Annotated in this window: 25 protein-coding genes, 1 tRNA gene and 1 pseudogene; 20 read left to right on the top strand and 7 right to left on the bottom strand. The window is 34.9% G+C overall.

The genetic code is table 11. From position 1 onward, the window contains the following. Positions 1-22: 22 nt before the first annotated feature. The 4 genes from thrS (at position 23) to HMPREF0631_RS00885 (ending at position 5,419) form a co-directional block, all read left to right on the top strand. On the top strand, positions 23-1,948 hold the full coding sequence (gene thrS, locus HMPREF0631_RS00875; protein WP_002842761.1) for a threonine--tRNA ligase: 1,926 nt from the start codon (positions 23-25) through the stop codon (positions 1,946-1,948). 266 nt (positions 1,949-2,214) lie between these two features. After that, entirely contained in the window at positions 2,215-2,337 is a 123-nt protein-coding gene (locus tag HMPREF0631_RS10275) for a hypothetical protein (protein WP_002842800.1), read from the top strand. Between the two features lie 100 nt (positions 2,338-2,437). Next, the gene (locus HMPREF0631_RS00880; RefSeq protein ID WP_002842784.1) at positions 2,438-3,208 is read left to right on the top strand and encodes a hypothetical protein; all 771 of its coding nucleotides are present in this window, start codon (positions 2,438-2,440) and stop codon (positions 3,206-3,208) included. Positions 3,209-3,229: 21 nt separating this feature from the next. Then, positions 3,230-5,419 (top strand): cell wall-binding repeat-containing protein, encoded by a 2,190-nt coding sequence (locus HMPREF0631_RS00885; RefSeq protein ID WP_002842821.1) that lies wholly within the window; start codon positions 3,230-3,232, stop codon positions 5,417-5,419. 204 nt (positions 5,420-5,623) lie between these two features. Here HMPREF0631_RS00885 and HMPREF0631_RS10470 read toward each other — a convergent pair. The 4 genes and pseudogenes from HMPREF0631_RS10470 to HMPREF0631_RS00900 form a co-directional block, all read right to left on the bottom strand. Further along, positions 5,624-5,973 (bottom strand): annotated as a pseudogene (locus HMPREF0631_RS10470) (transposase); the annotation flags it as partial. Between the two features lie 98 nt (positions 5,974-6,071). Next, complete coding sequence (locus HMPREF0631_RS00890; RefSeq protein ID WP_002842807.1) at positions 6,072-6,584, bottom strand: ferritin; 513 nt, start codon at positions 6,582-6,584, stop codon at positions 6,072-6,074. Positions 6,585-6,845: 261 nt separating this feature from the next. Further along, a tRNA-Leu gene (locus HMPREF0631_RS00895) sits at positions 6,846-6,929 on the bottom strand. A 57-nt stretch (positions 6,930-6,986) separates the two neighbouring features. Further along, on the bottom strand, positions 6,987-7,604 hold the full coding sequence (locus HMPREF0631_RS00900; RefSeq protein WP_002842757.1) for an ECF transporter S component: 618 nt from the start codon (positions 7,602-7,604) through the stop codon (positions 6,987-6,989). A 233-nt stretch (positions 7,605-7,837) separates the two neighbouring features. Here HMPREF0631_RS00900 and HMPREF0631_RS00905 point away from each other — a divergent pair, with 233 nt between their 5' ends. From HMPREF0631_RS00905 to HMPREF0631_RS00925, 5 genes are all read left to right on the top strand, one after another. Then, positions 7,838-8,704 (top strand): methionyl aminopeptidase, encoded by an 867-nt coding sequence (locus HMPREF0631_RS00905; protein ID WP_002842763.1) that lies wholly within the window; start codon positions 7,838-7,840, stop codon positions 8,702-8,704. 454 nt (positions 8,705-9,158) lie between these two features. Next, positions 9,159-9,650 carry a translation initiation factor IF-3 gene (gene infC, locus HMPREF0631_RS00910; protein WP_316132792.1) on the top strand — a complete coding sequence of 164 codons (492 nt, stop codon included), beginning with the start codon at positions 9,159-9,161 and terminating at the stop codon, positions 9,648-9,650. A gap of 26 nt (positions 9,651-9,676) precedes the next feature. Beyond that, positions 9,677-9,874, top strand: a complete 198-nt coding sequence (gene rpmI / locus HMPREF0631_RS00915; protein ID WP_002842818.1) for a 50S ribosomal protein L35 — start codon at positions 9,677-9,679, stop codon at positions 9,872-9,874. 24 nt (positions 9,875-9,898) lie between these two features. Next, positions 9,899-10,255: a 50S ribosomal protein L20 gene (gene rplT, locus HMPREF0631_RS00920; RefSeq protein WP_002842772.1), complete on the top strand. Its 357-nt coding sequence runs from the start codon at positions 9,899-9,901 to the stop codon at positions 10,253-10,255. 182 nt (positions 10,256-10,437) lie between these two features. Next, positions 10,438-11,097, top strand: a complete 660-nt coding sequence (locus HMPREF0631_RS00925; protein WP_002842786.1) for a TetR/AcrR family transcriptional regulator — start codon at positions 10,438-10,440, stop codon at positions 11,095-11,097. 53 nt (positions 11,098-11,150) lie between these two features. Here the strand turns inward: HMPREF0631_RS00925 and HMPREF0631_RS00930 are convergent, their stop codons facing one another. Beyond that, a complete protein-coding gene (locus tag HMPREF0631_RS00930) occupies positions 11,151-11,468 on the bottom strand; it encodes a hypothetical protein (RefSeq protein ID WP_002842808.1) in 318 nt (105 codons plus the stop codon). 16 nt (positions 11,469-11,484) lie between these two features. Further along, on the bottom strand, positions 11,485-12,189 hold the full coding sequence (locus tag HMPREF0631_RS00935; RefSeq protein ID WP_002842810.1) for a hypothetical protein: 705 nt from the start codon (positions 12,187-12,189) through the stop codon (positions 11,485-11,487). A 390-nt stretch (positions 12,190-12,579) separates the two neighbouring features. Between HMPREF0631_RS00935 and HMPREF0631_RS00940 the strand changes: the two genes are divergently transcribed. After that, positions 12,580-13,272 (top strand): 3D domain-containing protein, encoded by a 693-nt coding sequence (locus tag HMPREF0631_RS00940; protein WP_002842780.1) that lies wholly within the window; start codon positions 12,580-12,582, stop codon positions 13,270-13,272. 159 nt (positions 13,273-13,431) lie between these two features. On the opposite strand, the gene HMPREF0631_RS00945 is transcribed toward HMPREF0631_RS00940, so the two are convergent. Continuing rightward, entirely contained in the window at positions 13,432-14,016 is a 585-nt protein-coding gene (locus tag HMPREF0631_RS00945) for a helix-turn-helix domain-containing protein (protein WP_002842827.1), read from the bottom strand. Between the two features lie 391 nt (positions 14,017-14,407). On the opposite strand from HMPREF0631_RS00945, the gene ruvC reads away from it, so the two are divergent. From ruvC to HMPREF0631_RS00990, 10 genes are all read left to right on the top strand, one after another. Next, on the top strand, positions 14,408-14,902 hold the full coding sequence (gene ruvC / locus HMPREF0631_RS00950) for a crossover junction endodeoxyribonuclease RuvC (protein ID WP_002842817.1): 495 nt from the start codon (positions 14,408-14,410) through the stop codon (positions 14,900-14,902). Between the two features lie 135 nt (positions 14,903-15,037). Beyond that, positions 15,038-15,661 (top strand): Holliday junction branch migration protein RuvA, encoded by a 624-nt coding sequence (gene ruvA, locus HMPREF0631_RS00955; protein ID WP_002842812.1) that lies wholly within the window; start codon positions 15,038-15,040, stop codon positions 15,659-15,661. Positions 15,662-15,674: 13 nt separating this feature from the next. Next, entirely contained in the window at positions 15,675-16,691 is a 1,017-nt protein-coding gene (gene ruvB, locus HMPREF0631_RS00960; protein ID WP_002842794.1) for a Holliday junction branch migration DNA helicase RuvB, read from the top strand. 18 nt (positions 16,692-16,709) lie between these two features. Then, entirely contained in the window at positions 16,710-17,732 is a 1,023-nt protein-coding gene (queA, locus tag HMPREF0631_RS00965) for a tRNA preQ1(34) S-adenosylmethionine ribosyltransferase-isomerase QueA (protein WP_002842764.1), read from the top strand. 96 nt (positions 17,733-17,828) lie between these two features. After that, positions 17,829-18,947, top strand: a complete 1,119-nt coding sequence (gene tgt, locus HMPREF0631_RS00970; protein WP_002842759.1) for a tRNA guanosine(34) transglycosylase Tgt — start codon at positions 17,829-17,831, stop codon at positions 18,945-18,947. 55 nt (positions 18,948-19,002) lie between these two features. Beyond that, positions 19,003-19,323 (top strand): preprotein translocase subunit YajC, encoded by a 321-nt coding sequence (gene yajC, locus HMPREF0631_RS00975; RefSeq protein WP_002842802.1) that lies wholly within the window; start codon positions 19,003-19,005, stop codon positions 19,321-19,323. A 75-nt stretch (positions 19,324-19,398) separates the two neighbouring features. Then, on the top strand, positions 19,399-19,542 hold the full coding sequence (gene scfA, locus HMPREF0631_RS09605) for a six-cysteine ranthipeptide SCIFF (RefSeq protein ID WP_002842773.1): 144 nt from the start codon (positions 19,399-19,401) through the stop codon (positions 19,540-19,542). A 65-nt stretch (positions 19,543-19,607) separates the two neighbouring features. After that, positions 19,608-20,567, top strand: coding sequence for a cell wall-binding repeat-containing protein (locus HMPREF0631_RS00980; RefSeq protein ID WP_002842758.1), 960 nt, complete (start codon positions 19,608-19,610; stop codon positions 20,565-20,567). A gap of 2 nt (positions 20,568-20,569) precedes the next feature. Next, positions 20,570-22,633: an LTA synthase family protein gene (locus HMPREF0631_RS00985; protein WP_002842811.1), complete on the top strand. Its 2,064-nt coding sequence runs from the start codon at positions 20,570-20,572 to the stop codon at positions 22,631-22,633. 215 nt (positions 22,634-22,848) lie between these two features. Beyond that, complete coding sequence (locus tag HMPREF0631_RS00990; RefSeq protein ID WP_002842822.1) at positions 22,849-24,216, top strand: TrkH family potassium uptake protein; 1,368 nt, start codon at positions 22,849-22,851, stop codon at positions 24,214-24,216. The last annotated feature ends 57 nt before the right edge of the window (positions 24,217-24,273 follow it).

Consider the following 24,273-nt stretch of genomic DNA (forward strand, 5'->3'; position numbering starts at 1 on the left):
GATTTTATATGGAGGTATTATTATGATAAAAGTTGAATTAAAAGACGGCAGTGTCCTAGAGTTTGAAGATGGAGTATCACTACTTGACGTTGCCAAGGGAATTAGTGATGGATTTGCTAGAAGTGTACTAGTAGGTTCAGTTGATGGAAGAATGGCTAGCCTAAATGAAAAGCTAGACAAGGACTGCAAGGTAAACTTCTTTAAGTTTGATGACGCAGAGGGTAAGGAAGTATTTAGACATACTTCAGCCCATATATTTGCCCAGGCTGTAAAGAGACTTTGGCCTCAAGCCAAGCTTGCTATAGGTCCAGCAATAGACAATGGATTCTACTATGATATAGATTTAGACTATAGGTTAGTTCCAGAAGACCTAGAAAAGATAGAAGCTGAAATGAAGAAGATAGTTAAGGAAGACCTAAAAATCGAAGGTTTTGAGGTATCTAGAGAAGAAGCTATCAAGATGATGAAGGAAATTGGTGAAGACTACAAGGTAGAAATGATAGAAGACCTTCCAGCTGAAGAAGTAATATCAATGTACAGACAGGGAGATTTTGTTGACCTATGTAGGGGACCACACCTTCAGTCAACTAAGAAGGTAAAGGCCTTTAAGTTACAGTCAATAGCAGGTGCTTATTGGAGAGGTGATGAAAACAACAAGATGCTTCAAAGAGTATATGGTACTTCATTTGAAAAGAATAAGGACCTAGAAGCCTACTTAAAGATGCTTGAAGAAGCTAAGAAGAGAGACCACAGAAAGATAGGTAAGGAACTTGGACTATTTATGATACCAGAAGAAGGACCAGGATTCCCTCTATTCTTGCCAAGAGGTACAGCCCTAAAGCAGTCTCTAATGAAGTACTGGGAAGAAATCCACAGAGAAGCCCACTATGTTGAAATAGAAACTCCAATAATACTTAACAGAAAATTATGGGAGACTTCAGGTCACTGGTTCCATTACAAGGAAAATATGTACACAGTTCAGATAGATGAAGAAGATTATGCAATCAAGCCTATGAACTGTCCAGGAGCCATGTTATACTACAAGTCACAGCTACATTCATATAGAGATTTCCCTATGAGAGTTGGGGAAAGAGGTAGAGTACATAGACACGAACTATCAGGCGCCCTACATGGACTAATGAGAGTTAGAGCCTTCACTCAGGATGATGCTCATATATTCATGCTACCGGAACAGATCAGAGATGAAATAAAGGGAGTAGTTAACCTAATAGACAAGGTATATACTAAGTTTGGATTCAGTTACCATGTAGAGTTGTCTACTAGACCAGAAGATTCAATGGGAACTGATGAAGAATGGGCAATAGCAGAAGATGGTCTAAGAGGTGCCCTAGAAGAATTAGGCATGGACTATATAGTAAACGAGGGTGACGGTGCCTTCTATGGACCAAAGATAGACTTCCACCTAAGAGACTGTATAGGTAGAACTTGGCAGTGTGGTACAATCCAGCTAGATATGCAGCTACCACAGAGGTTTGATGCTACATATGTAGGTAAGGATGGAGAAAAGCATAGACCAATAATGATCCATAGAGTTGCTCTTGGTTCAATAGAAAGATTCATAGGAATCCTAATAGAAAACTACGCTGGTAAGTTCCCAGTATGGCTAGCACCATGCCAGGTAAAGGTCCTATCAGTATCAGACAAGTACAATGAATTTGCAAAAGAACTAGTTGAAAAGCTATTTGATGCAGGTATCAGGGTTGAACTTGATGATAGGGCAGAAAAGGTTGGATTTAAGATAAGAGAAGCCCAGCTAGAAAAGATACCTTATATGCTAGTTGTAGGTGAAAAGGAAATGGAAAGCGGCCTACTATCTGTTAGGTCTAGAGATGAAGGTGAGCTAGGTCAGATGTCAATAGATGAATTCCTAGCAAAAATCAAAAAGCAGATTGAAGATAGGGAAAATGTAGATGTTGAAGTACTATAAATTCTAGTATTACAATTTGGTTTTAGTGTTTTAGTATAGTTTAATATTGATTTAATGACAGCACTGTGGGAATATTTTCATAGTGCTGTCCATTATTTTCATAAAAGTAAAATTATTAACGATTAGTTATTGCAAATACTATATAAAAATAGTATAATAATGCATAGGAATCTTATTTGTATGATAAACATGGTCGTATAGTATGTAGGATAGGATTTGGATAGAGTTTTAATTTTGTGTAGTTATGTGAAAAGAGATGATAGTTGATGAAGAAGTTTGATATAATTCTTAGACAGACAGACAGACAGACAGACAGACAGACAGACAGACAGACAGACAGACAGAGCTATAGTTCTGTCATTTTGCGTCGCAATAATAAGTTTTTATAATTGGCAAAGACATATACCTAATATGTAGGTATATGTCTTTGCCAATTTTTTTATAATAATTTTTAATTTTTTAAGAAGATTTAAGAAAAGGAGGAGTAAAATGAAAAAATTGTTCAAAAAAATGTTGAGCCTAGTAATGGCTCTAGCAATGGTGGTAGGTGTATTTGCAAGTATGTCAAATGTATTTGCTGAGAGTATAACTCCAGGTAAATCTGTGTATGCATCTTATCAAGATGTTAACCAGAGGATCTTTGGTACTATCAATCTGAAAGATTACGTATTGGAAGATGGTAAAGTATTTGATGATAATGGTAGAAAGATATACAGGGGTACTTTGGGTGGAGAGATTGAAGCTCACGATTTATTTGAAGATGCTTTAGAAACTTTTAAAAGAGATTTTGAAGGTAAAACAAGTATAGGCTTTCCTGCTGAACATATAGTTATGTATGGTGCTGATAAAGGCTTTCCTACTTGCAACTACAAGATCGAGTTACCATCAAATGTAGTTGTTGATAAAAGTAAGATAGAAGTGTCTGAAGAGTCTGGTGCTATAAGTAAGATATATGTGTCTCCGAATGATCCTGAAAATGTAGTTACTGTTGTTATTCAGCTAGGCAATTGGAATGATTATGCAGGGTTCTTTGAACTTGTTGAAAAAGAAATAAATAAGCCAGGTCATCTTATAAAAGTTGAAGTCCCTTTTGAGATTGACGCAAGCAATGCCAATCCAGGAGATACTTTAGCAACAATAAAATCAAAGGGTGATTGTAAGTTATATTACAATGGAAGATGGAGTTTCCTTCCTAAGTATAAAAAGCCTATTGTTGATATAGCTGCAAAAGAAATATTACATGATGTAATTTATAAATAGGTTAATGGAGCAAAAGTAGTTATGAATAAAATGATTAAGAAGAGTGCTATTTATGTAATGGCTATGACTATGATTATGACAGCGTTGCCAGTTGTGTCATTTGCCAATGAAAGTGATGATATATTATCATACAATAAATCTATTTTGGATGATAAGGATGATGTTATAAAAAACGGATACGATATTAAAAATGACTGGATAAAGTTGAAAATAGTGAAAAGTAATGCACCTCTTGGACTAAATAATATGTGGCAATTTTTAGATGAAGGAGGTAATGATCCAATAGGATTTTTAGTTCCAGAAAAGTTAGATTTGAGCAGGCTTGATGGTTTTTCTTATCAAGCTGGATCTTTGGGGATAACTGGTTCTGAAGTTGAAAAATTTAAAGATTACGCCAAACAAGCTAAAAAAACAGAAACTTACAAAAAAGTAAAGTATCCTGAGAGTGATATGTCTATTGGTGGTGAAAGCAAAGGGGTATATAGGTCTACAACTGATGACTTGTTAAAGAATAAAATTGATGTGAAGTCTGATTTGAGTCCTTTTAAAGCTTGGGAAGAGTTTGCATATGTTGGAGATACATCACCAAATAAAACTAATTTTTGTGGTGAAACTTATTTGACTCTAGAGTTGCCAGAGGGGTTGTCTTATACTTCTAGCGATATAAAAAATTCTATAGAAATTAAAAATAAAAATTACGAGATAGAATCAGTTACAGTAAAAGGTAAGGAAGCAACTATAAAGTTAGTTAAAAAGATTTTGGGACACAATATTACTGATTTTGAAAGAGAGCCAGATGATTTTTTAGACGTGGATTTAAGTGTGGGTGGTATAAAATATGAAAGTTCTGCAATACTTGGCAAAACTTATACAATAAAGGGTTATATCTATGGTCTTATGGATAATTATAAGGAAGATCCTAATCCAACAAGGGCTGTGAACGTATTTGCAACAAGACAGAGTGATATAGGCAAGGATAAAGGTTCAGATTTAGGTCATATCATGTCTATAACAGTAGGAATAAAGAGTAATACAATTACTTTTAAGGATGGAAATGATGAAAAGAAGGTGTTGGTTGAAACTGGAAAGTCAGTAGACGATGATATAGATAAGACTCAGTCAATGCCAAGGAACCCATCTAAGGATGGTTACACATTCGTAGGTTGGAATACTAAAGAAGATGGAACAGGTACAACATTCACAGGAAAAACTACTGTAAATAAAGACATAACTGTATATGCAATATACGAAAAGAACATAGTTCCAAGACCTAGACCAGACAGACCATACACTCCAGTACCAGGTAGGGTAGATGGCGATGACAGGATAGAGACTGCTATCAAGATTTCTAGGAAGTACTACGATAAGGCGAACACGGTAATAGTAGTTAGACATGACCTATTCCCAGATTCAATGACAGCGTCAGTACTAGCAAGATTGAAGGATGCTCCAATCTTACTTAACCCAACGGCTAAGTTAGACCCTAGAGTTGGTAAAGAAATAACTAGGTTGGGAGCAAAGGAAGTCATCATAGTTGGTGGAGAAAATTCTGTATCAGAAAGGGTTAGAGAAGAACTGAAGCCATATGATGCTGACAAGAATGTTGAGAGAATATCAGGTCACGATAGGTATAGCACATCTGAGATGGTAGCTAGGAGAGTAGTTGGTATAACAGGCAAAAAGAATGTTGGTGTAGTAGCATCAGGAGAGTTATTCCCAGATGCCCTAGCGGTAGGTACATTCGCATCTAGAGATGGTTACCCAATACTATTAGTGAAGAAAAATACTGTACCAGTACAGATTGCTAGAACTATCAAAGACCTGAATATCAACAAAACTTATATAGCAGGTGGTGTAAATACTATATCTAAGTCTACAGAGGCTAAATTACCAAGTGTAATTGAAAGAATGGCAGGTCAGACTAGGTATGATACAGCATTAGCAATTGCAAGGTCTAAGTTTGCAAATAGCAAGGAGGCTTTTGTAGCTTCAGGTGAAGAATTTGCAGATGCACTTGCAATATCTCCTATATCTGGCATGTATAACAGACCTACATTGCTAGTGTCTAGCAATCATAATAGGAACAAGACAGTTAAAAAATATATAAGGGATAATAATATGACTTATATTATAGCTGTAGGTGGGCAGAGATATATTCCGAATTCTGTATTGTATGACTTGGTAAATTTAACAAATTTATTTGTTAAATAGAATTGCTGAAAAGGAAGGTAATACTGTATAGGATTAAATACGATCGTATGTATAAGTAGAAAATTAAATATTAAAAATAGAATATAAAACTATAAAAGTGGTGGTAAAGTCATAGGCCAATCTAGACACCGAAGATTAAACAAATGATATCTTCGGTGTCTTTTTTTATAAATTTTTAAGAGTGTATGTAATTTTTTCTGTAAATTAGCCTTCTATGGCTAATCTTCCGATTCTAATAGGATGAGTCCATTTTTTGCTTATTTTTTCTACTGATAAAAATAAAGCTTTTTCCAAAGAAGATTTAGTCGGAAACCACTTCTATTCCTGTTTAATCTCTTAAACTGGGCATTGAGGCTCTCTATAGCGTTTGTAGTGTATATAACTCTTCTAGTTACTGGAGAAAATTTAAAAATAGGAATTATACAATCCCAGTTTGTATACCATGATTTAAGGGAATTCGGGTATTTTTCAGACTATTTTTCACTAACAGCATCTAAATTTTGCCTAGCCTGTTCTTCGGATCCTGACAAGTAAATTGATTTTAAATCCGCAGCTTTTCTTCTTCCCATAACAAAAGTCCTCCTATGATAATAATTTTACCATAGAAGGACTTACAATTTAACAGATTTTTTTACATAGACTCATTTTTAAGCTATTTAGCCTGTACTGGAGGAGTGTATACTCTAGTTGCAAGTTCGTCATCTATCATATATAGGTTGGCTTCATTGCCACTTGCTCTTTTGATCTTCTTTACAAGGTTTGTAAAGTTTTCTTCTTCTTCGACCTGTTCATCTACAAACCAGCTAAGGAAACTCATAGTTGCGTGTTCCTTTTCATCAAGAGCTATGTTGGCTATATTATATATTCTCTTAGTTACTGTCTGTTCATGCTTTAAGCCTTCTTCAAAGATATTCAATAGGTTGTCAAACTCTGCCCTAGGCTTTTCGATGGCTTCAAGCACTACCTTACCACCCTTTTGGAATAGGTAATCGTACATTTTTCTAGCATGGTCTAATTCCTCTTGAGCCTGGATCTTGAAGAAGTTTGCAGCTCCTGGAAAATCGATCTCTTCAGCATATGCTGACATAGCCAAGTATGTGTAGGCTGAATAAAACTCAAAATTAATCTGTTCATTAATGGCATTTTCTAAATTTTTACTTATCATATTTATACCTCTTTTCTATTAACATATTAAATTGGAGTAAGATTTAATTCCAAAGTAACACCATATCTATATACTATAATATCACTTATGTCCAGAATTTAATAGGTGTTTTTGGGATTTTAAGAAATAAGATAAAAGATTTTTGATAATTGAATTATTATATTAGCAGTGTGGATTCGGTGAGTGGTGATGGGAATCTAGGACTGCAGTGGATTTTTTAGAATTTATAAAAAAAGAACAGACCCTAAAGTCTGTTCTAAGTGCTGGATGTGGGACTTGAACCCACACGGTATTGCTACCAACGGATTTTGAGTCCGCCCCGTCTGCCAATTCCAGCAATCCAGCAATGTCCTCGTTTGCTACTAGAATATTGTAACATAATCTGTAGCAAAAGGCAAGAACTTATTCAACTCTATTTTTAGCATTTTTAGATGGATTGTAACCTAGTAATAAATTTGACTTTATTAGGATAGGTCTAAGCGCATTGTATATCAAGCAAGCTATTATAACAGTAGTTATAGCATTGAAGAATGTAGCACCTGCACTCCATTTTGCTAGGACACTAGCAACGTCAGCTGGCTGACCAAGTACATATATCTTGTAGAAGTATCCAACTAGTGGGTCTGCGATAACATTGAATGCCATACCACAAATAGATGACATTAGAACCCAGTTAAATATATGCTTTCTATCACTTGTCTCATTAATATGTCCAAATTTGTGGGCAAGTGTACCTACTATTAGACCTATTATAAACTTTAAGACAAATGTCTTTGGAGCGACTAGTATATAGACTGGATCCATTATATCTGCTATTGTCATACCTATAGCACCGGCAAGCCCACCATACACACCTCCTATTAATAGTGATGCAAGCACCAAAAATACGTTACCAAAATGGATTGAAGTAGCGTCTCCACCAGGTACAGGTATCTTGATCTGCAAGTAAGTGAATGATACAAAGCATAGGGCTGCTAGTATTGCACATTGAGTAAGTCTTGAAACTTTTGAGTCTTTCATAATAATACCTCCTTGACTAACCATATATAATATTAAATTTTATTATAATAAATCCTCATTTCATTCTATTATTTTATTACGCATATTGTCAATTGATGCAGGTCAATTAAGAAAAAAAACAGAAGTGTACTAGTACACAAAATTAATAACAAGTATCAAATACAAATAATAAATGTATATTTTTATAAAAATGTGGTATCATATAATTATGAGGCTATACATAGGAGGTAAAAATGCTAAATAGAAATGATGGGTGTTGGTGTGGCAGTGGTAAAAAATATAAAAAGTGCCACCTAGAATTTGATGAAAAACTAAGGGAATACAGGATGAAGGGCCATATAGTGCCGGATGAAACTATAATAAAGACACCAAGAGAGATAGAGGGAATAAAAAAGTCAGCTGAAGTAAACACAGGTATACTAGACTTCTTAGAGGATAAGGTAGTGGCTGGAATGTCGACTGAAGATATTGACAAGATGGTATATAAATATACAGTAGACCATGGTGCTATTCCAGCGCCTCTTAACTATGAAGGATATCCAAAATCTTGTTGTACGTCAATAAATAACGAGGTTTGTCACGGAATACCAGATGAAAAAGTGATATTAAAGGATGGAGATATAATAAATGTAGATATATCTACTATAAAGGACGGATATTTCTCTGATGCGTCAAGAATGTTTACGATCGGTAATGTGAGCGAAGAGGCTAAAAAGCTAGTTGAGTTCACTAAAGAGTGCCTAAATAAGGGCCTAGATCAGGTAAGACCGTGGGGGCATATAGGCGATATAGGAGCTGCTATACAGGAGTATGCCCACGAGAATGGCTATAGTGTTGTTACCATGTTTGGTGGCCACGGTATAGGTAATGAATTCCACGAAGAACCATTTGTGTCTCATGTAGGTCAGAAGGATACTGGTATGCTTATGGTGCCTGGTATGGTGTTTACAATTGAGCCCATGATAAATATAGGCAAGCCACAAGTTTATATAGACAAGAAAAATGGCTGGACATCATACACTAGAGATGGTTCCTTGTCAGCCCAGTGGGAACACCAGGTCTTAGTAACAGAGGATGGTTACGAGATAATTTCTCACTAATCGACAAAGCATACTTTGTTTTGGGGGAATTGTAGTTTTGTTGGAATTGCAAGAGAGGCTTGGAGTCCAAGTTGAAATAAGAATCCAAGTTGAAATAAGAATCTGATTTAAATTTAGATCCGAGTTAAATTTAGAACCGAATTTTAATTTAGGATTGAATTTAAATGGAAAGTACAAGTTAAATATGGGGGCTATTGCCCCCTATATAAAAAATATATGAAAAGTGCTTGACATGAATAGATATATGTTATATACTAGTTAAGTAGAAAAGAAGTAGAGTCCGTTCTCACCTTATGGCAGAGCTTAATAAGGTTGTATAAGTATCAGAAGCATAGATTATAATCTATGGATAACTTATGGCGGATTTGTTCCGTCTTTTTTATTGCAAAAAATGAACTAAGCATTTTTATGAAGTTGAAAGTAGAGGTGTTCTATTATTAGTAAAGAACTAGCAATTAATGAAGAAATCAAAGCAAAGGAAGTAAGACTGATATCTGACGACAATGAACAGTTAGGTGTAGTTTCAATAAAGCAGGCTATGGAAATGGCAGCTAAGAAGAATCTTGATTTAGCAATGATTTCACCAAATGCAGAACCACCTGTTTGTAGAATAATGGATTACGGTAAATTCAGATATGAGCAGGCGAGAAAAGAAAAAGAAGCCAAGAAAAAACAGAAGGTAGTAGTTGTTAAGGAAGTTAGACTAAGACCAGGTATTGGCGATAATGATTTAAAGACTAAGTCTAATAATGCTATTAAGTTCCTACAAAAGGGAGATAAGGTCAAGGTTGAGCTTAGATTCAGGGGTAGAGAGCTAGGCCATAAGGATATAGGCAAGGAAGTAATGATGAAATTCATAGAATTAGTAAGTGAATTTGGAGAACCTAATAAGGCCCCTAAGTTTGAGGGTAATAATATGGTTGTAATTATAGATCCAAAGAAATAGATAATAATTGAGAGGAGGATTTTGTTATGCCAAAAATGAAGACACATAGAGGTGCAGCAAAGAGATTAAAGAAAACAGGAAGCGGTAAGTTAAAGAGAGCTAAGGCTTACAAGAGTCATATACTTACTAAGAAGTCTCCTAAGACTAAGATGAACCTTAGACAGTCAACTTTAGTTAGTGACGGAGATGCAAAGAGAATAGCACAGTTATTACCATACAAGTAAGAAATATTTTTAGGAGGAAGAGGAATGGCAAGAGTAAAGAAGGGTATGAATGCCCATAAGAGACATAAAAAAATATTAAAGCTTGCAAAGGGATTCAGAGGATCAAGAAGTAAGCTTTTCAAGACTTCAAACCAGTTTGTAATGAAGTCATTAAAGAACGCATATGTTGGTAGAAAGCAGAAGAAGAGAGACTTCAGAAAGCTTTGGATACAGAGAATAAATGCTGCATGTAGAATGAACGATATATCTTACTCAAAGTTCATGCATGGACTTAAGAAGGCTGATATAGAAGTTAACAGAAAGATGTTATCTGAAATGGCTATAGCTGATCCACAGGGATTTGCTCAGTTAGTAGAAGTAGCAAAGTCAAAGTTAGCTTAGTTAAAAGTGGGGTCTAGTTTAAGCTAGGCTCTTTTTATTATTGTTTTATAAATTATAAGTATATAAATTTTCGATAGATAATCACATGATAATTGTTATTTTTTATGGTTTATTGGATATAATATAATTAGCGGTATAGATTGTTTATACTTTGAAAATGTAAAGGAGAAAGGGGGCGTAAAATGACTAAAAAGGAATTGACAGATTATAAAATAATGACTATAAAGCTATTGATAAAGGCAGCCAAGTTTGTAATAGAAGAGTATGGTATAGACAACTTGACTATTAGAAAGGTCGGGGATAAGGCTGGCTACAATAGTGCTACCATTTATAATTATTTTGAAAACATAGAACATCTTAAGATATTTGTATTCTTGTTTGATTATGATGAATACATAAGCGATTTAGAGAACTATGTAGATGATAGTTTAACAAGTTTGGAGAATTATCATAATGTGTGGGAATGTTATGCAAAACATAATATGATAAATATTGACGCTTTCTATAGCTTTTTCTTCAATAACCTAGAGAGAAACATAGCTGAGTATATAGACGAGTATTATCAGATTTTCCCAGTTAAAAAGGTAGAGCATAGTAAATTTATAGAAAAGATGCTCGAGTCTTCTTCTCTTGAAAGCAGAAATATCTATATGCTACAAGAAATTGCAAATGATGGATTCTTAGACCAAGACAAGCTTGAGTGGGTCAATGACCTTACTTCATACTCGCATGAATCAATTCTTTATAGGGTATATAAGGGTAAGATTTCTAGAGATGATGGGGCAGATATGATACTATCTTTTGTTGATAATATACTTCAAGAACACATTATTAAAAATTAGTAAATAAATAAGCCTTCAAAAGAAGTTTACTTTTGAAGGCTTATATTTTTGATTTATTTTTTTATTGTGTCTTTTACTATTTTTACTACATCTACTGATGTACTAACACCGGACTTAATCCTGTCCTTGATAACAGCAGCATCTTCTGTGATGTCCTTTGCATTTCCAACGATTGTATCAACATTGCCTGTTATCGAAGGCAAGTTTGCTACTGTAAGACCTATGCTGTTCCTGTTTTCTTTAATCAATGTGTCAACACTTCTAAGAATCTCTGCAAGTCTTTTTAAAAAGATTATAAGAAAAACCATTGCAACACACCCTAGTAGAGCAAGAATTGATAGGAATAAACTCATATCTAATGTAATTGTCATATCTGATCTCCTTAATCTACTTTTGAATCTTCTTTTCTAACTTTCTTTCTTCTTTCTGGAATTTATTGAAGGCTTCTTGTTTTTTGTCAGATGCCTTGTCCTCAAGTTCTTTCTTCTTATCGTTTAGCTTGTCTTCAACATCTTCTTTTTTATCCTTGACAGCATCTTCTATTTCTTCTTTTTTGTCATTAGCCTTATCTGCCATTTCTTCAGCCTTATCGTTTGCCTTTTCAGCTACTTCTTCAGCTGTATCAACTGTTTTATCGACTGCTTTTCCGAACTTCTTGTCAGCCTTCTGAACATTTTCAACAGTTTTTTCTACCTTGTCTTCGATTTTTCCTTCAAGTACATCTAGCTTGTTTTCAAGTGTTTCGAATTTGTTATCTAATTTAACATCTACAACATGATACTTTTCCTTAAAGTATTCATTTACGTTTTCACGAGATTCTCTTACCTTTGACTTAACTGTTGCTAGTCCGTTGCTAATCTTATAAAGTAGAGTATCTTTTTCAACTACCACATAGTCAGCAACATCAGATGATGTATCTTTTAGCTTCTGAGCGGTCTTCCTGCCAGTTTCAGTTTCTGATGCTAGCTTTGATGTTACAACACCTGCAGTAACTCCTAGAGCAGCTAGTTTAGCAACCTTAGCTAGTCTCTGTCTTCTTAATTCTCTCTGTCTCTGCTTTTTCTTCTTTTCAAAATAATTTGTAATTGTCATAATGACCTCCTGTTATAATAAATTGATAATCCGCCTTACATTGCTTATCATTTTTTTATTGATATATTATCTTATTACCCAAAAATAGATAGATTATTAATAAATTTAAATAAAAAACAAGAATTTTTAGAAAAATATATAAAAAATATATGATTTGAATTATTAAATAGATAAGGTATATGAAATATATAACAAAATGTAATTTATTTCTTTATTTAACTAAAATAAAAAGACTTTCAAGCGTGATTAATTCTTTAGAAAGTGAAAAAAGGTTGCATTTTTGTTACAAATATAGTAGAATATAAAACTGTGAAAGGTAAAAGTTACAAAGTGTTACTTATTAGCCTATTTTTATGGCTTGTAAGACTAAAACAAAAAAGGAGATTAAGGATGAAGAAAATATTTAATATAATGATGGCAATATTACTTGCTGGCCAGTTTGCTTTTTATACGACTAGCAAGGTAGAGGCTGCTGAAGAGAGTGGCGTGGTGATAGAAAATGAAGAGGGGTGGAAGTCTGTAAATAATAGACAAATGTACTACAGCGAAAATAAGGCTGTTAAGGGATGGCAAAGAATAGGTGGTCTTTGGTATTACTTTAATAAAGAAGGACATATGGTAAGTGGAGTTCAAACAATAAATGCCAACAAGTATGTTTTTAACCAGGACGGTAGTTTAAAAGAAAAATTGAAAAATAATAGTGAATATACAAGTGTAGTTGAGGAAAATAAGACACCTGCCCCAGCAAAAAGCTCAAACAATGCTAGGATTGCAAATGGAGTATATGATAGAAGTGGAAATCTGATTGGAACAGGTAGAAAGTACATATCTAATGCAAGTGCTTATTCTGGAGATACAACTACAGCCTCAGGCCAAAGACCTAGATGGGGAACTATAGCAGTTGACCCGAAAGTTATTCCACTTGGATCTAGAGTTTATGTTCCTTATTATGATAAGGTATTTATAGCCAATGACACAGGTGGCATAATAAGAGGTACTATGATTGACATATTTATGAAATCACCTAAAAACATGAGGAATTTTGGTAGAAGAAATATAGAAATATATGTTCTAAACAAATAAAATATAATAAGGTAGAGAATATAGTATAAAAAACTATAATAAAAGATTTACAATAAAAAACTATAATAAATGAAAATTCTATAGTAAATAAAAAATGCTGTTGGCTATGCCTGCAGCATTTTGTAATTAATGTAGATTGAATAATATATATCTGACTATTTATAGGATTCTTTTTTTGAAAATATCCTTATGACTAGATACAAAGTATAGGGCGGATGTATCTTGAGTTGATGGATTTTTTATCTTGTATCTGTAATCTGATACCAATCTCATGCTGTCGCCAGCATTTAATACAACTTCACTTCCTTGGTTATTGCAAATTGAAAGATCACCTTTTTCTACTAGGATTATCTCTTCACTGTTTAAGTTAGATAATGGATAGTATACAGTTTCAGTTTTCGCTCTTATTTTTACCCTGTATAAGTCAAATTCAGAGCTTTTGCCACTAGCTGTTAGCAACTGAAATTCAAGGTTGCTTTTGCAGTAATCTACAATTGTGGGTTGTTCATCAACCCTTCTTACAAGAGATTCTAGTGTGAATGACTCCTTGAATAATGATGATACAGATAGGTTCATTGTACGAGCTATTGATGTTATGACACTTAAACTTGGATTACCTAGACCTCTTTCAAGTTGGCTAAGTAGGGCAGTGCTTATTCCTGAACGCTTAGAAAAATCTTTGATAGTAATATTATTACTTCTTCTATAGTCGGCTAACTTAGAACCTAGTTGTGAAACATCCATATTACACCTCCTCTTATATAAGTATTATTTTTTATTTAACAAATATTGATACAATAACTTTGAGAAAATAATACATATGAGATTTTAAATTATTTTTTGTGGAAGGCCAACGTATAATAAGTTCAAAAATATTTAAGATATATAATTTCGAAATATTTAGAACTATACTATCTAATCATTATTATATCACTTTTTAATATTAATTACAGTTAATTTAATAAAAAAAATCACAAATAAATAAATTTTGTTTAATGTATATACTTGTGGTAAAATATATAGTGATACATTTTAAGAAAAATAATAAATTATGTTTGTATATTCAATATTACAACTTAAAAATTATTTGTTATAATGAAAAAGTTTTACAAACAAATTAGAAAGTGATTAGTATATGATTATTTTGGGAATAGATCCAGGACTTGCTATAATTGGTTATGGTATAGTCGAATACAAAAACAGCAAGTTTAGGACCATAGATTATGGTGCTATTACAACCCCTGCCGAAATGCCGACTGTTGAAAGGTTGGATATGATATATAGGGGCATGAATCAATTGTTTCACCTCTATGATATTGATGAAATAAGTATAGAAGAATTATTTTTTAACAAGAATATAACAACTGGTATCACGGTTGCCCAGGCTAGGGGGGTAATTCTTTTGTCTTGCGTTCAACATTCTGTACCTATCTACGAGTACACTCCACTCCAGGTAAAACAAGGTGTATGTGGTTATGGTAGAGCGGACAAGAGTCAGGTCCAGAGGATGGTAACATCATTTTTAAATCTAAAATCTGTGCCAAAACCGGACGATGTTGCGGATGCCTTGGCTATAGCGATATGTCATGCTCATTCGAATAGGCTGAGTAAGGAATTGAATAGATTTTAGCAGATGAAGACATTTTAATATTATTAATCGTTGAACTTATAATTTATAGTATATTTTTAATTTAAAGCTATAAATTGTTATAAATAAAGTATAAATGAAGTCCAAAGGGTTAATATTATAATAGAAAGGAAGATTATGATAGGATACATAAAGGGGATAATCGATGAAATTGGCATTGATTATATATTGATAGAAAACAATGGTATCGGATACAAATTGCTAGTATCAACAACCACTTTGAGCCAGCTATCAATTGGTCAGGAGGCCAAGATATATACAAAGATGATAGTTAGAGAAGATGATATAAGCCTATGTGGTTTTTATAGTAAGGAAGAAGAGGAAATGTTTAAGCTTCTTACATCAGTATCAAAGGTAGGGACAAAAGTAGGTATGGGTATATTGTCGTTTGCACCACCTGCAAGGATACAGTCTATAATAATTAACTCTGACGTAACTGCTATGTCAAAGGCACCTGGAGTTGGTAAAAAGACAGCAGAGAGAATAATATTGGAGTTAAAGGACAAGGTCGGAAAAATTGTGATAGATGGACTTGATACTATGGAAAACTTACCACTTTCTGGAAAGGAAATTGCAATAGACAATTCAGAGGATGAAGCTATCAGCGCACTTATCGCCCTTGGGTACACAAGTTCTGAGGCACAAGAATCTGTCAACTTTGTCAAGCAACCTGGTATGGATGTTGAAGTGATTATAAAGAAGGCACTTGAGTATATAATGAAGACTAGCTTGAAATTTTAAGGAGGGGTCTTAGATGGATGAAGAACGCATAATAACATCGACAATGAAGGAAGAAGATTTTGAGATTGAGAATAGTCTAAGACCCAAGAGTCTGGATGACTATCTTGGTCAGGAAAAATCCAAGGAACAACTTAGGATATTTATAGATGCAGCCTTAAATAGGAATGAAGCCCTAGACCATGTCTTATTATATGGGCCTCCAGGTCTTGGAAAGACTACCTTAGCGGGTATAATAGCCAATGAAATGGGTGTTAATCTTAGAATTACATCAGGACCAGCTATTGAAAGGGCTGGTGACTTGGCGGCGATACTTACCAACCTACAGGAGAATGATGTTTTGTTTATAGATGAGATACACAGGATCAACAGGTCGGTTGAAGAGGTCTTGTACCCTGCCATGGAGGACAACTGTCTAGATATAATCATAGGTAAGGGTCCATCAGCGAGATCTATAAGACTTGACCTGCCTAAGTTTACCCTTATAGGGGCTACGACTAGGGCTGGTATGCTTACAAATCCACTTAGGGATAGGTTTGGTGTGATTTTAAAATTGGACTACTATAATGAAGAAGAATTGGCGGAGATAGTCAAGAGGTCTTCATCTATACTTGGAGCAGGAATTCAAGATGAAGGAGCTATACAGATAGCATCCAGGTCAAGGGGAACACCTAGAATAGCCAATAGACTCTTAAAGAGGGTCAGAGACTTTGCTCAGGTAAGGGCAGATGGTCAAATAACGGATGATGTCGCAGTAGATGCCTTAGATTTGATAGGTGTAGACTCGTTGGGGCTTGATTTTGTAGACAACAAACTTTTGACTACAATAATAGACAAGTTCAGGGGTGGACCGGTTGGACTAGACACTCTTGCTGCCTCAATTGGAGAAGATAGAAATACAATCGAAGACGTATATGAGCCTTACTTGTTGCAGTTGGGTTTTATCAATAGGGCACCAAGGGGGAGGATAGCAATGCCTAGAGCTTATGAGCACCTGGGTATGCCGTATCCACAAGACAAGGTTAAAAAGTAGTAAAAAGGGGAGAAAATTTTGAAGACAAGTGATTTTAAATACTATCTACCAGAGGAGTTAATAGCTCAGGTACCTATTAAAGATAGGTCTAGTTCAAGGCTTATGGTACTTGATAAAGCTACTGGAGAGATAGAGCATAGGATTTTTAAGGATATAATAGACTATTTAGAAGAGGGTGACTGCCTTGTCCTAAATGATACAAGGGTAATACCAGCCAGATTGATAGGTGAAAAAGAATCAAGTGGTGGAAGGGTTGAATTCTTATTATTGAAGAGAGATGGTGAGCTTTGGGAAACTTTGGTTAAGCCCGGCAAACGTGCCAAAATAGGATCTAGGATATCTTTTGGCGGCGGTAAGTTAGTTGCAGAAGTTGTTGATATAGTAGAAGATGGGTCTAGAATGGTCAAGTTTATCTATGATGGTATATTTGAAGAAGTATTGGATGAACTAGGCAATATGCCACTTCCTCCATACATAACTGCAAAGCTTGATGACAAGGAAAGATATCAGACTGTCTATTCTAAGCATAAGGGATCAGCTGCAGCACCTACAGCAGGACTACACTTTACGGAATGCTTGTTGGAAGAAATAAAATCTAAGGGTGTAGACCTAGCATTTGTTACCCTTCACGTTGGTTTAGGGACATTTAGACCTGTAAAGGTAGATGATGTAGAGAGCCACAAGATGCATTCTGAATTTTATGTAGTCAGTGAAGACGCTGCAGAAAAAATCAACAGGGCAAAGGAAAATGGCAAGAGGATTATATGTGTGGGAACTACAAGTTGTAGGACTATTGAATCCGTAGCCAGTGAAGATGGTAAAATGCATGCCAAAACTGGGTGGACAGACATATTTATATATCCAGGTTATAAATTTAAGGTTGTAGACAATCTAATAACTAACTTTCACTTACCAGAATCAACATTGGTCATGCTTGTAAGTGCCCTATCAAAGAAAGAATATGTTCTTTCTGCCTATGAAGAAGCTGTTAAAGAGAAGTATAGGTTCTTCTCTTTTGGTGATGCTATGTTTTTTAAGTAGGAACATAATATAGGGTTTATATTGGATATAAAGTCATTGGTAAATGAAAAACAGTTAAATACAAGTAAGAAGACATAATTAAGAAGGGGATATTAAATGTACGCAGTTAGATATGAATTAATTAAAACCTGTAAGCAGACAGGTGCAAGACTTGGAAGACTCCATACACCACATGGTGTAATAGATACACCTATATTTATGCCAGTTGGAACACAGGCAACTGTTAAGTCTATGACACCAGAGGAATTAAAGGAGATAGGGTCTCAGATTATACTTTCAAATACTTATCACCTATACCTAAGACCAGGTCATGAACTTATAAAAAAAGCAGGTGGTTTGCACAAATTTATGAATTGGGACAGACCAATACTTACTGATAGTGGTGGTTTTCAGGTATTTTCTCTAGGTCCACTTAGGAAGATAACAGAAGAGGGTGTAGAGTTTAGGTCTCATCATGATGGTTCAAAGCACTTTTTGACTCCAGAAAAGGTAATGGAAATAGAAAATGCCCTAGGACCTGATATAATGATGGCATTTGACGAATGTGCACCTTATCCTGCTGATAGGGAGTACGTTAAAAACTCACTTGAAAGAACTACTAGGTGGCTAGAAAGATGTAAGGCTGCCCACAAAAATCCAGAAAATCAGGCCTTGTTTGGTATAGTCCAGGGTGGTATGTACAAGGACCTAAGAGAGCAATCAGCTAGGGAAATAACAGCTATAGACCTACCAGGATACGCAATTGGTGGATTGAGTGTTGGAGAACCTAAAGACCTAATGTATGAAATCTTAGAATATACAACTCCTCTTTTACCAGAGGACAAGCCGAGGTACCTGATGGGAGTTGGATCACCAGATGATTTAATAGAGGGCGTTATAAGGGGTATAGATATGTTTGACTGTGTGCTTCCAACTAGAATAGCTAGAAATGGAACAGCTATGACTAGCCAGGGTAAGGTCGTGGTCAGAAATGCATCTTATGCAGAGGATTTTACACCTTTAGATCCAGAGTGCGATTGCTATACATGTAGAAACTATACTAAGTCATACATAAGACATCTGGTAAAGACAAACGAAATACTTGGAGCTAGGCTTATTAGCAACCATAACCTACATTTCTTGTTAAATCTTATGAAGGATGTTAGACAGGCTATAATGGATGATAGGTTGATGGATTTTAGAAATGAATTCTTTGCTAAATATTATGGTAAATAAGGTAAAGATGGTTTATAATAAGGATATGTAGTAAGTAATTATTAGGAGGGATAGTATGCCACAGAATCAGATGATAATGGGTATAGGAATTTGGGTATTGATATTTGTCATATTCTATTTCCTATTGATCAGACCACAGAAAAAGAGAGATAATCAGTTAAAAGAAATGAGAAACTCTATCGAAAGAGGCGATACCGTAGTGACAGTTGGTGGAATTATAGCCAAGGTATCTAAGGTAGATGAAGACAAGGTAGTTCTAGAATTAGGTCCAAGTAGGACTAAGGTTCCATTCGAAAAATGGGCTATTGGTAGGATAGTTGAAAAAGTTTCAAATGAAGAACCAATAGAAAATGTTGAGGACAAGCTAGAACAATAAAAGCAAACTTGAAATTATATCCATATTTTGGTATAATGAATAGAGAAAATTTATTATAGTATGGAGGGTAAAGACATGGAAAAAAAGCATGTGAAGACTCTTTCAAAGGCTACTCTAAAGAAGAGTGCAGCTAAGGGTGGATGTGGAGAATGTCAGACATCTTGCCAGTCAGCTTGCAAAACTTCTTGTACAGTTGCTAATCAGGAGTGCGAAAGATAGTATACGTAAAAACAGCCTTAGGGCTGTTTTTATTGTTCATATTTTATTTTTAAGAGGAGGATAGTATGAAGATAAGAAAAAAAATAGCGAGTATCTTGCTGACGTCCATTTTACTAGCGGGCCTTTCAGTTAATGTAAATGCCTTAGATAGCAGAGATGTTAGGTCGATAGCTGGAATAGACAGGTATGCTACTGCAAGTGGTATAGCTGGTAACTTTGGACCATATGAAAATGTAATATTGGTAAATGCAGATAATAATATGCTAGCTGATGGTCTTAGTGCCAGTGGACTTGCTGGTGTTTTAAATGCACCTATTTTATTAGTTCACAAGGACTCAATACCAAATGAGACACAGCTAAGAATAGATATTGCTAAGAGGATATATATTATAGGTTCAGAAGGATCAATTAGTAGGGGCTTAGAAGACAGGTTAAGAGACCAGAGTATGGGTGGATTTTCTGTTAAGAGAATTGGTGGAGTAAACAGATACGAAACTAGTTACAATGTAGCTAGAGAAATACTGAGCATAAAAAATTCAGTAGGCAAGGTATTTGTAGCCAACGGAAGACTTGGAGAAGCCGATGCCATGAGTGCATCAGCAATAGCTGCAAGAGATGGAGAACCTATATTACTTACAAATGGTAATAATATGGATTCAAAATCTATGTCAATAGTTCTTAGAACTAATAATATATATGCAGTAGGTGGCAGCAATGTTATATCACAAGGCCTAGTATCTAGCCTAAATGCAAGAAGAATTTCAGGCAAAAATAGATACTATACAAATTCTCTTTTAATAAACCAGTTCTATCAGAACTCAAATGGTTCATACTACTTGAGTGATGGTTATAAATTAGTCGATGCTCTTACAGGTGGTCCTTTAGCAGGTAAGAACAATGCACCTATTTTCCTAGTAGGACCTAACAATAACAAGTCTATTTTAAGGGGAGCTAGCGAGTTGGTATCTCTTGGAGGTATAAATAGGTCAGTCATTAAACAGTGTATTAATGCTGCAAATAGGTAGTCATGAAGAAAAAAAAATATTACAGTAGAAAAAAATATAATAGCAAAAAATTAAATATAAACAATAACAATAGCACTGTTACCAAGTCTTGGGCCAGTGCTAATGTTGAAATTAGCCTATATGCTATTTATTCCTTTGTGGTATTCTTAGCTATAGAATGGATATTCAGAGGAAGTATAGGTAAATTTTTTGGTTTTATGATGGATTATCCTCTAGCTTTTATAGTAAATTGGATATTGCTATTCCTAATATTTGCTGTGGCTATTTTTGTCTCTAAAAAGAAATTCTACTTGTATGTTTCCACATTTATTTTGATACTGTTGGTTACGGCCAGTAGGATCGTCAATGATATGAGAGGGATGCCTATATCTCCATATGACTTGTATTCATACAAGGAGGCATTTGAAGTTTCCAATATATTCCTGTCGTTTAAGGGCATAGCCTTGATAGTTATTTGCATATCTCTCGCTATTGGTATAAGTGTGATAGTATATAAAAGAGATAAGGGATATATAAGGACAAGGGTTAAAAGAAATATGTTCGTATATATTGTTTTGATGAGTATTTTTCTTATTGTAACCCCCCAGCTTAGGAGTGCAAAAATATTGGTACCCATAGCCTGGAATGTAAATATATCTTATCAACACAATGGATTTGTCTATTCTTTCTTGTCGGAAACTATATCGTCATTTAGGAGGAAGCCTAAGGGTTATAGTAGGAAGACCATTGAAGAAATCAGAAAAGAAGTTGACAAAAGGGAAAAGTATGACAAGAGGGTTTTGGGACAAAATAATCCTGACATAATTGTAGTCCAGTTAGAGGCCTTTATGGATCCAACTAGAATAAAAAATGTCACTTTTAATCAAGACCCAATGCCAAATATGAGAAAACTCATGAAAAACTATACTTCTGGACATATGAATGTTCCGGTTACTGGTGGAGGGACTGCTCGTACAGAATACGAAATCCTAAGTGGTGCGAACTTTGACTATCTAAATCCAGGGGAAATACCTTATCAGACTTTTTTGGCTGAGAACGACTCGATATCAATGGCTAGAACCCTGTCTAAAAGCGGATACAAGGCCAGTGCAATACACAACTTCAATATGAGGTTTTATAATAGAGACAAGGGCTATAGGCATCTTGGTTTTGGAAAATTTATACCTGGAGAATCTATGACCAATTTGGAACACACTCCTTTGGGCTGGCCAAAGGATTCTGTACTTACAAGATATATAATGGATGAACTTGGATCCAAGGATAGTAAAAATACAAAACCTTCATTTGTGTTCACTGTATCTACCCAGGGACATGGCTCATATCCATCATCTAGGATGGCAATGCCTTATCCCATAAAAATAGAAAAGGCCAGTATGAATCCAGCCTTTAAAAATCAGGTTGAGTACTATGCCAACCAAGTATATGAGATGGACAAGTTTGTCGGTGACTTAGTTGGTGAAATCAACAAGAGGAAGAAACCTACAGTATTGGTCCTATATGGTGATCACCTACCAGGTCTTAGCCTATTTAGGACCTATCCAGAAAATGAGTACCTATATTCTTCTATATTTGCCTTAGTCAACAATTATGGTACTAGGAAGTTAGATGTGGGCAAGGATTTTCAGGCTTACCAGATGTCAAGTCTTATAATGAAGGCAGCTGGACAAAAGTATGGACCTTTTGACCTTATCAATGCCTATATGAGAAATGACAAAGACTATCAAAAAAAGCTCGAACTTGTCCAATATGATGTTTTATTTGGCAAGAAATACTTCTTAAAGGATAGTGAAGTTCCAGAGGCCAATAAAATGACAATTGGAAATGGCTCATTAAAGATTAAGAAAGTAGAGAATAGGGGAGGAGACTTTTATATAGTTGGTGAAGGCTTTAATAGAAATGCAAGGGTATATATAGACGGCAAAGAAGTTGAGGCTGATTTTAAGGATGATAAGAACATTAGACTGTATGATTCCTTCTATAGTGGAGTCAAGAAGATAGAGCTTAGGCTATTTGACAGTCATAGGAATGAAATCTATAAATCGAATGTATATAAGTTTAAATTTTAGACTTAATAGAGAGTTTGTTAGCTGTATAAAATTTAATTAATAGGCTAGGTGATGACTGCTTATATGGTCGCCACCTAGCTATTTTTATTCTATAAATAAAAATAGGATATGCTTGATAAAAAGTCTATTTTGTATTATTATATATACATTATGTGCAAGGTTGACTAGATATTAAAAGGTATTTTTAATAGGAATTATAACTTAGGAGAAAACAAATGTTAAAAAAGTTTAGGAACAAACCAACTATCCTGTACTGGTTGAGTCCAGCCCAGATTATGGTTTTTGGATTTGGAAGTATAATATTGTTAGGGGCCTTTTTATTGACCCTACCTATAGCATCAAATAAGGGTGTATGGACTCCCTTTATTGACTGTCTATTTACGGCAACTTCATCGGTATGCGTTACTGGTTTAGTTGTTTTGGATACAAGCCTGCACTGGAGCTTATTTGGTAAGATTGTCATAATTCTCTTGATTCAGATTGGTGGTTTGGGATTTATGACCATAAGTACCTTGATTGTCCTGTTTTTAGGCAAAAAAGTAGATATAAGGCAGAGGGTACTGATTAAGGAAAGTTATAATCAAGACCATATATCGGGTACTATAAAGATGGTACTTGCCGTTATAAAATATACATTTTCTGTGGAGATAATTGGTAGCATAATCCTCTCTACGGTATTTATACCTGAATTTGGGTTTTATAAGGGCATAGGGTATAGTGTATTCCACTCTATATCTGCCTTTTGTAATGCTGGCTTTGACTTGTTTGGCTCAAAGTACGGTGCCTTTACTTCTATTAGCCACTATTATAACAATCCTGTGGTAGTGTTTACAATTGCTGCCCTTATTATTTTAGGTGGTGCAGGATTCTTTGTTGGAGCTAATATATTATCCGGAAAGAGTCTTAAGAAGTGGAAGCTTACTAGTAAGCTAGGTGTATTAATAATGGTATTTCTTTTGGTCCTAGGTACGGTTCTCTTGTTTACGGGTGAATATAACCATTCACTATCAGGAATGACTGGCTTGGAGAAGTTCGAGGTTGCCTTCTTCCAGTCTGTTACTGCTAGAACTGCTGGTTTTGCGACTATAGATTTGACCAAATTTAGGGAAAGTAGTCTCTTGGTAATGATATTTTTGATGTTCATAGGTGCATCACCTGCTTCTACAGGTGGTGGTATTAAGACAACTACATTCGCTGTATTGTTGCTTGCACTTAGGACATTCTTAAAGAATGAAAGTGAAATAACGGTCTTTAGGAGAAGGATTGGTGTCTATACGATAAGAAAGTCAATAGGCGTATTGGTAATGGGAATGATATTCTTGCTTGTAGGAACCTACTTGATATCTGCTACACAAGGGCCGAAATTTGGATTACTTGAGTCTAGCTTTGAGGTTACATCAGCCTATGCCACTGTTGGTCTGTCTCTTGCGGGTACAAATAACCTAAATGGACTAGGAAGATTTATACTAATAGTATTGATGTTTGCAGGTAGAGTTGGAAGCCTTACCCTTGTATCCATATTTATCAAGGAAAACAAGATGAAAAACGTAAGATATGCTGAAGAGAGCATAACGGTTGGATAGGTGACGGATGTTAAAATATGGCTAGTATAGGTATATGAATGATATAAAAAGTAGGTA

The organism is Peptostreptococcus anaerobius 653-L, assembly GCF_000178095.1.
Classification (GTDB): domain Bacteria; phylum Bacillota; class Clostridia; order Peptostreptococcales; family Peptostreptococcaceae; genus Peptostreptococcus; species Peptostreptococcus anaerobius.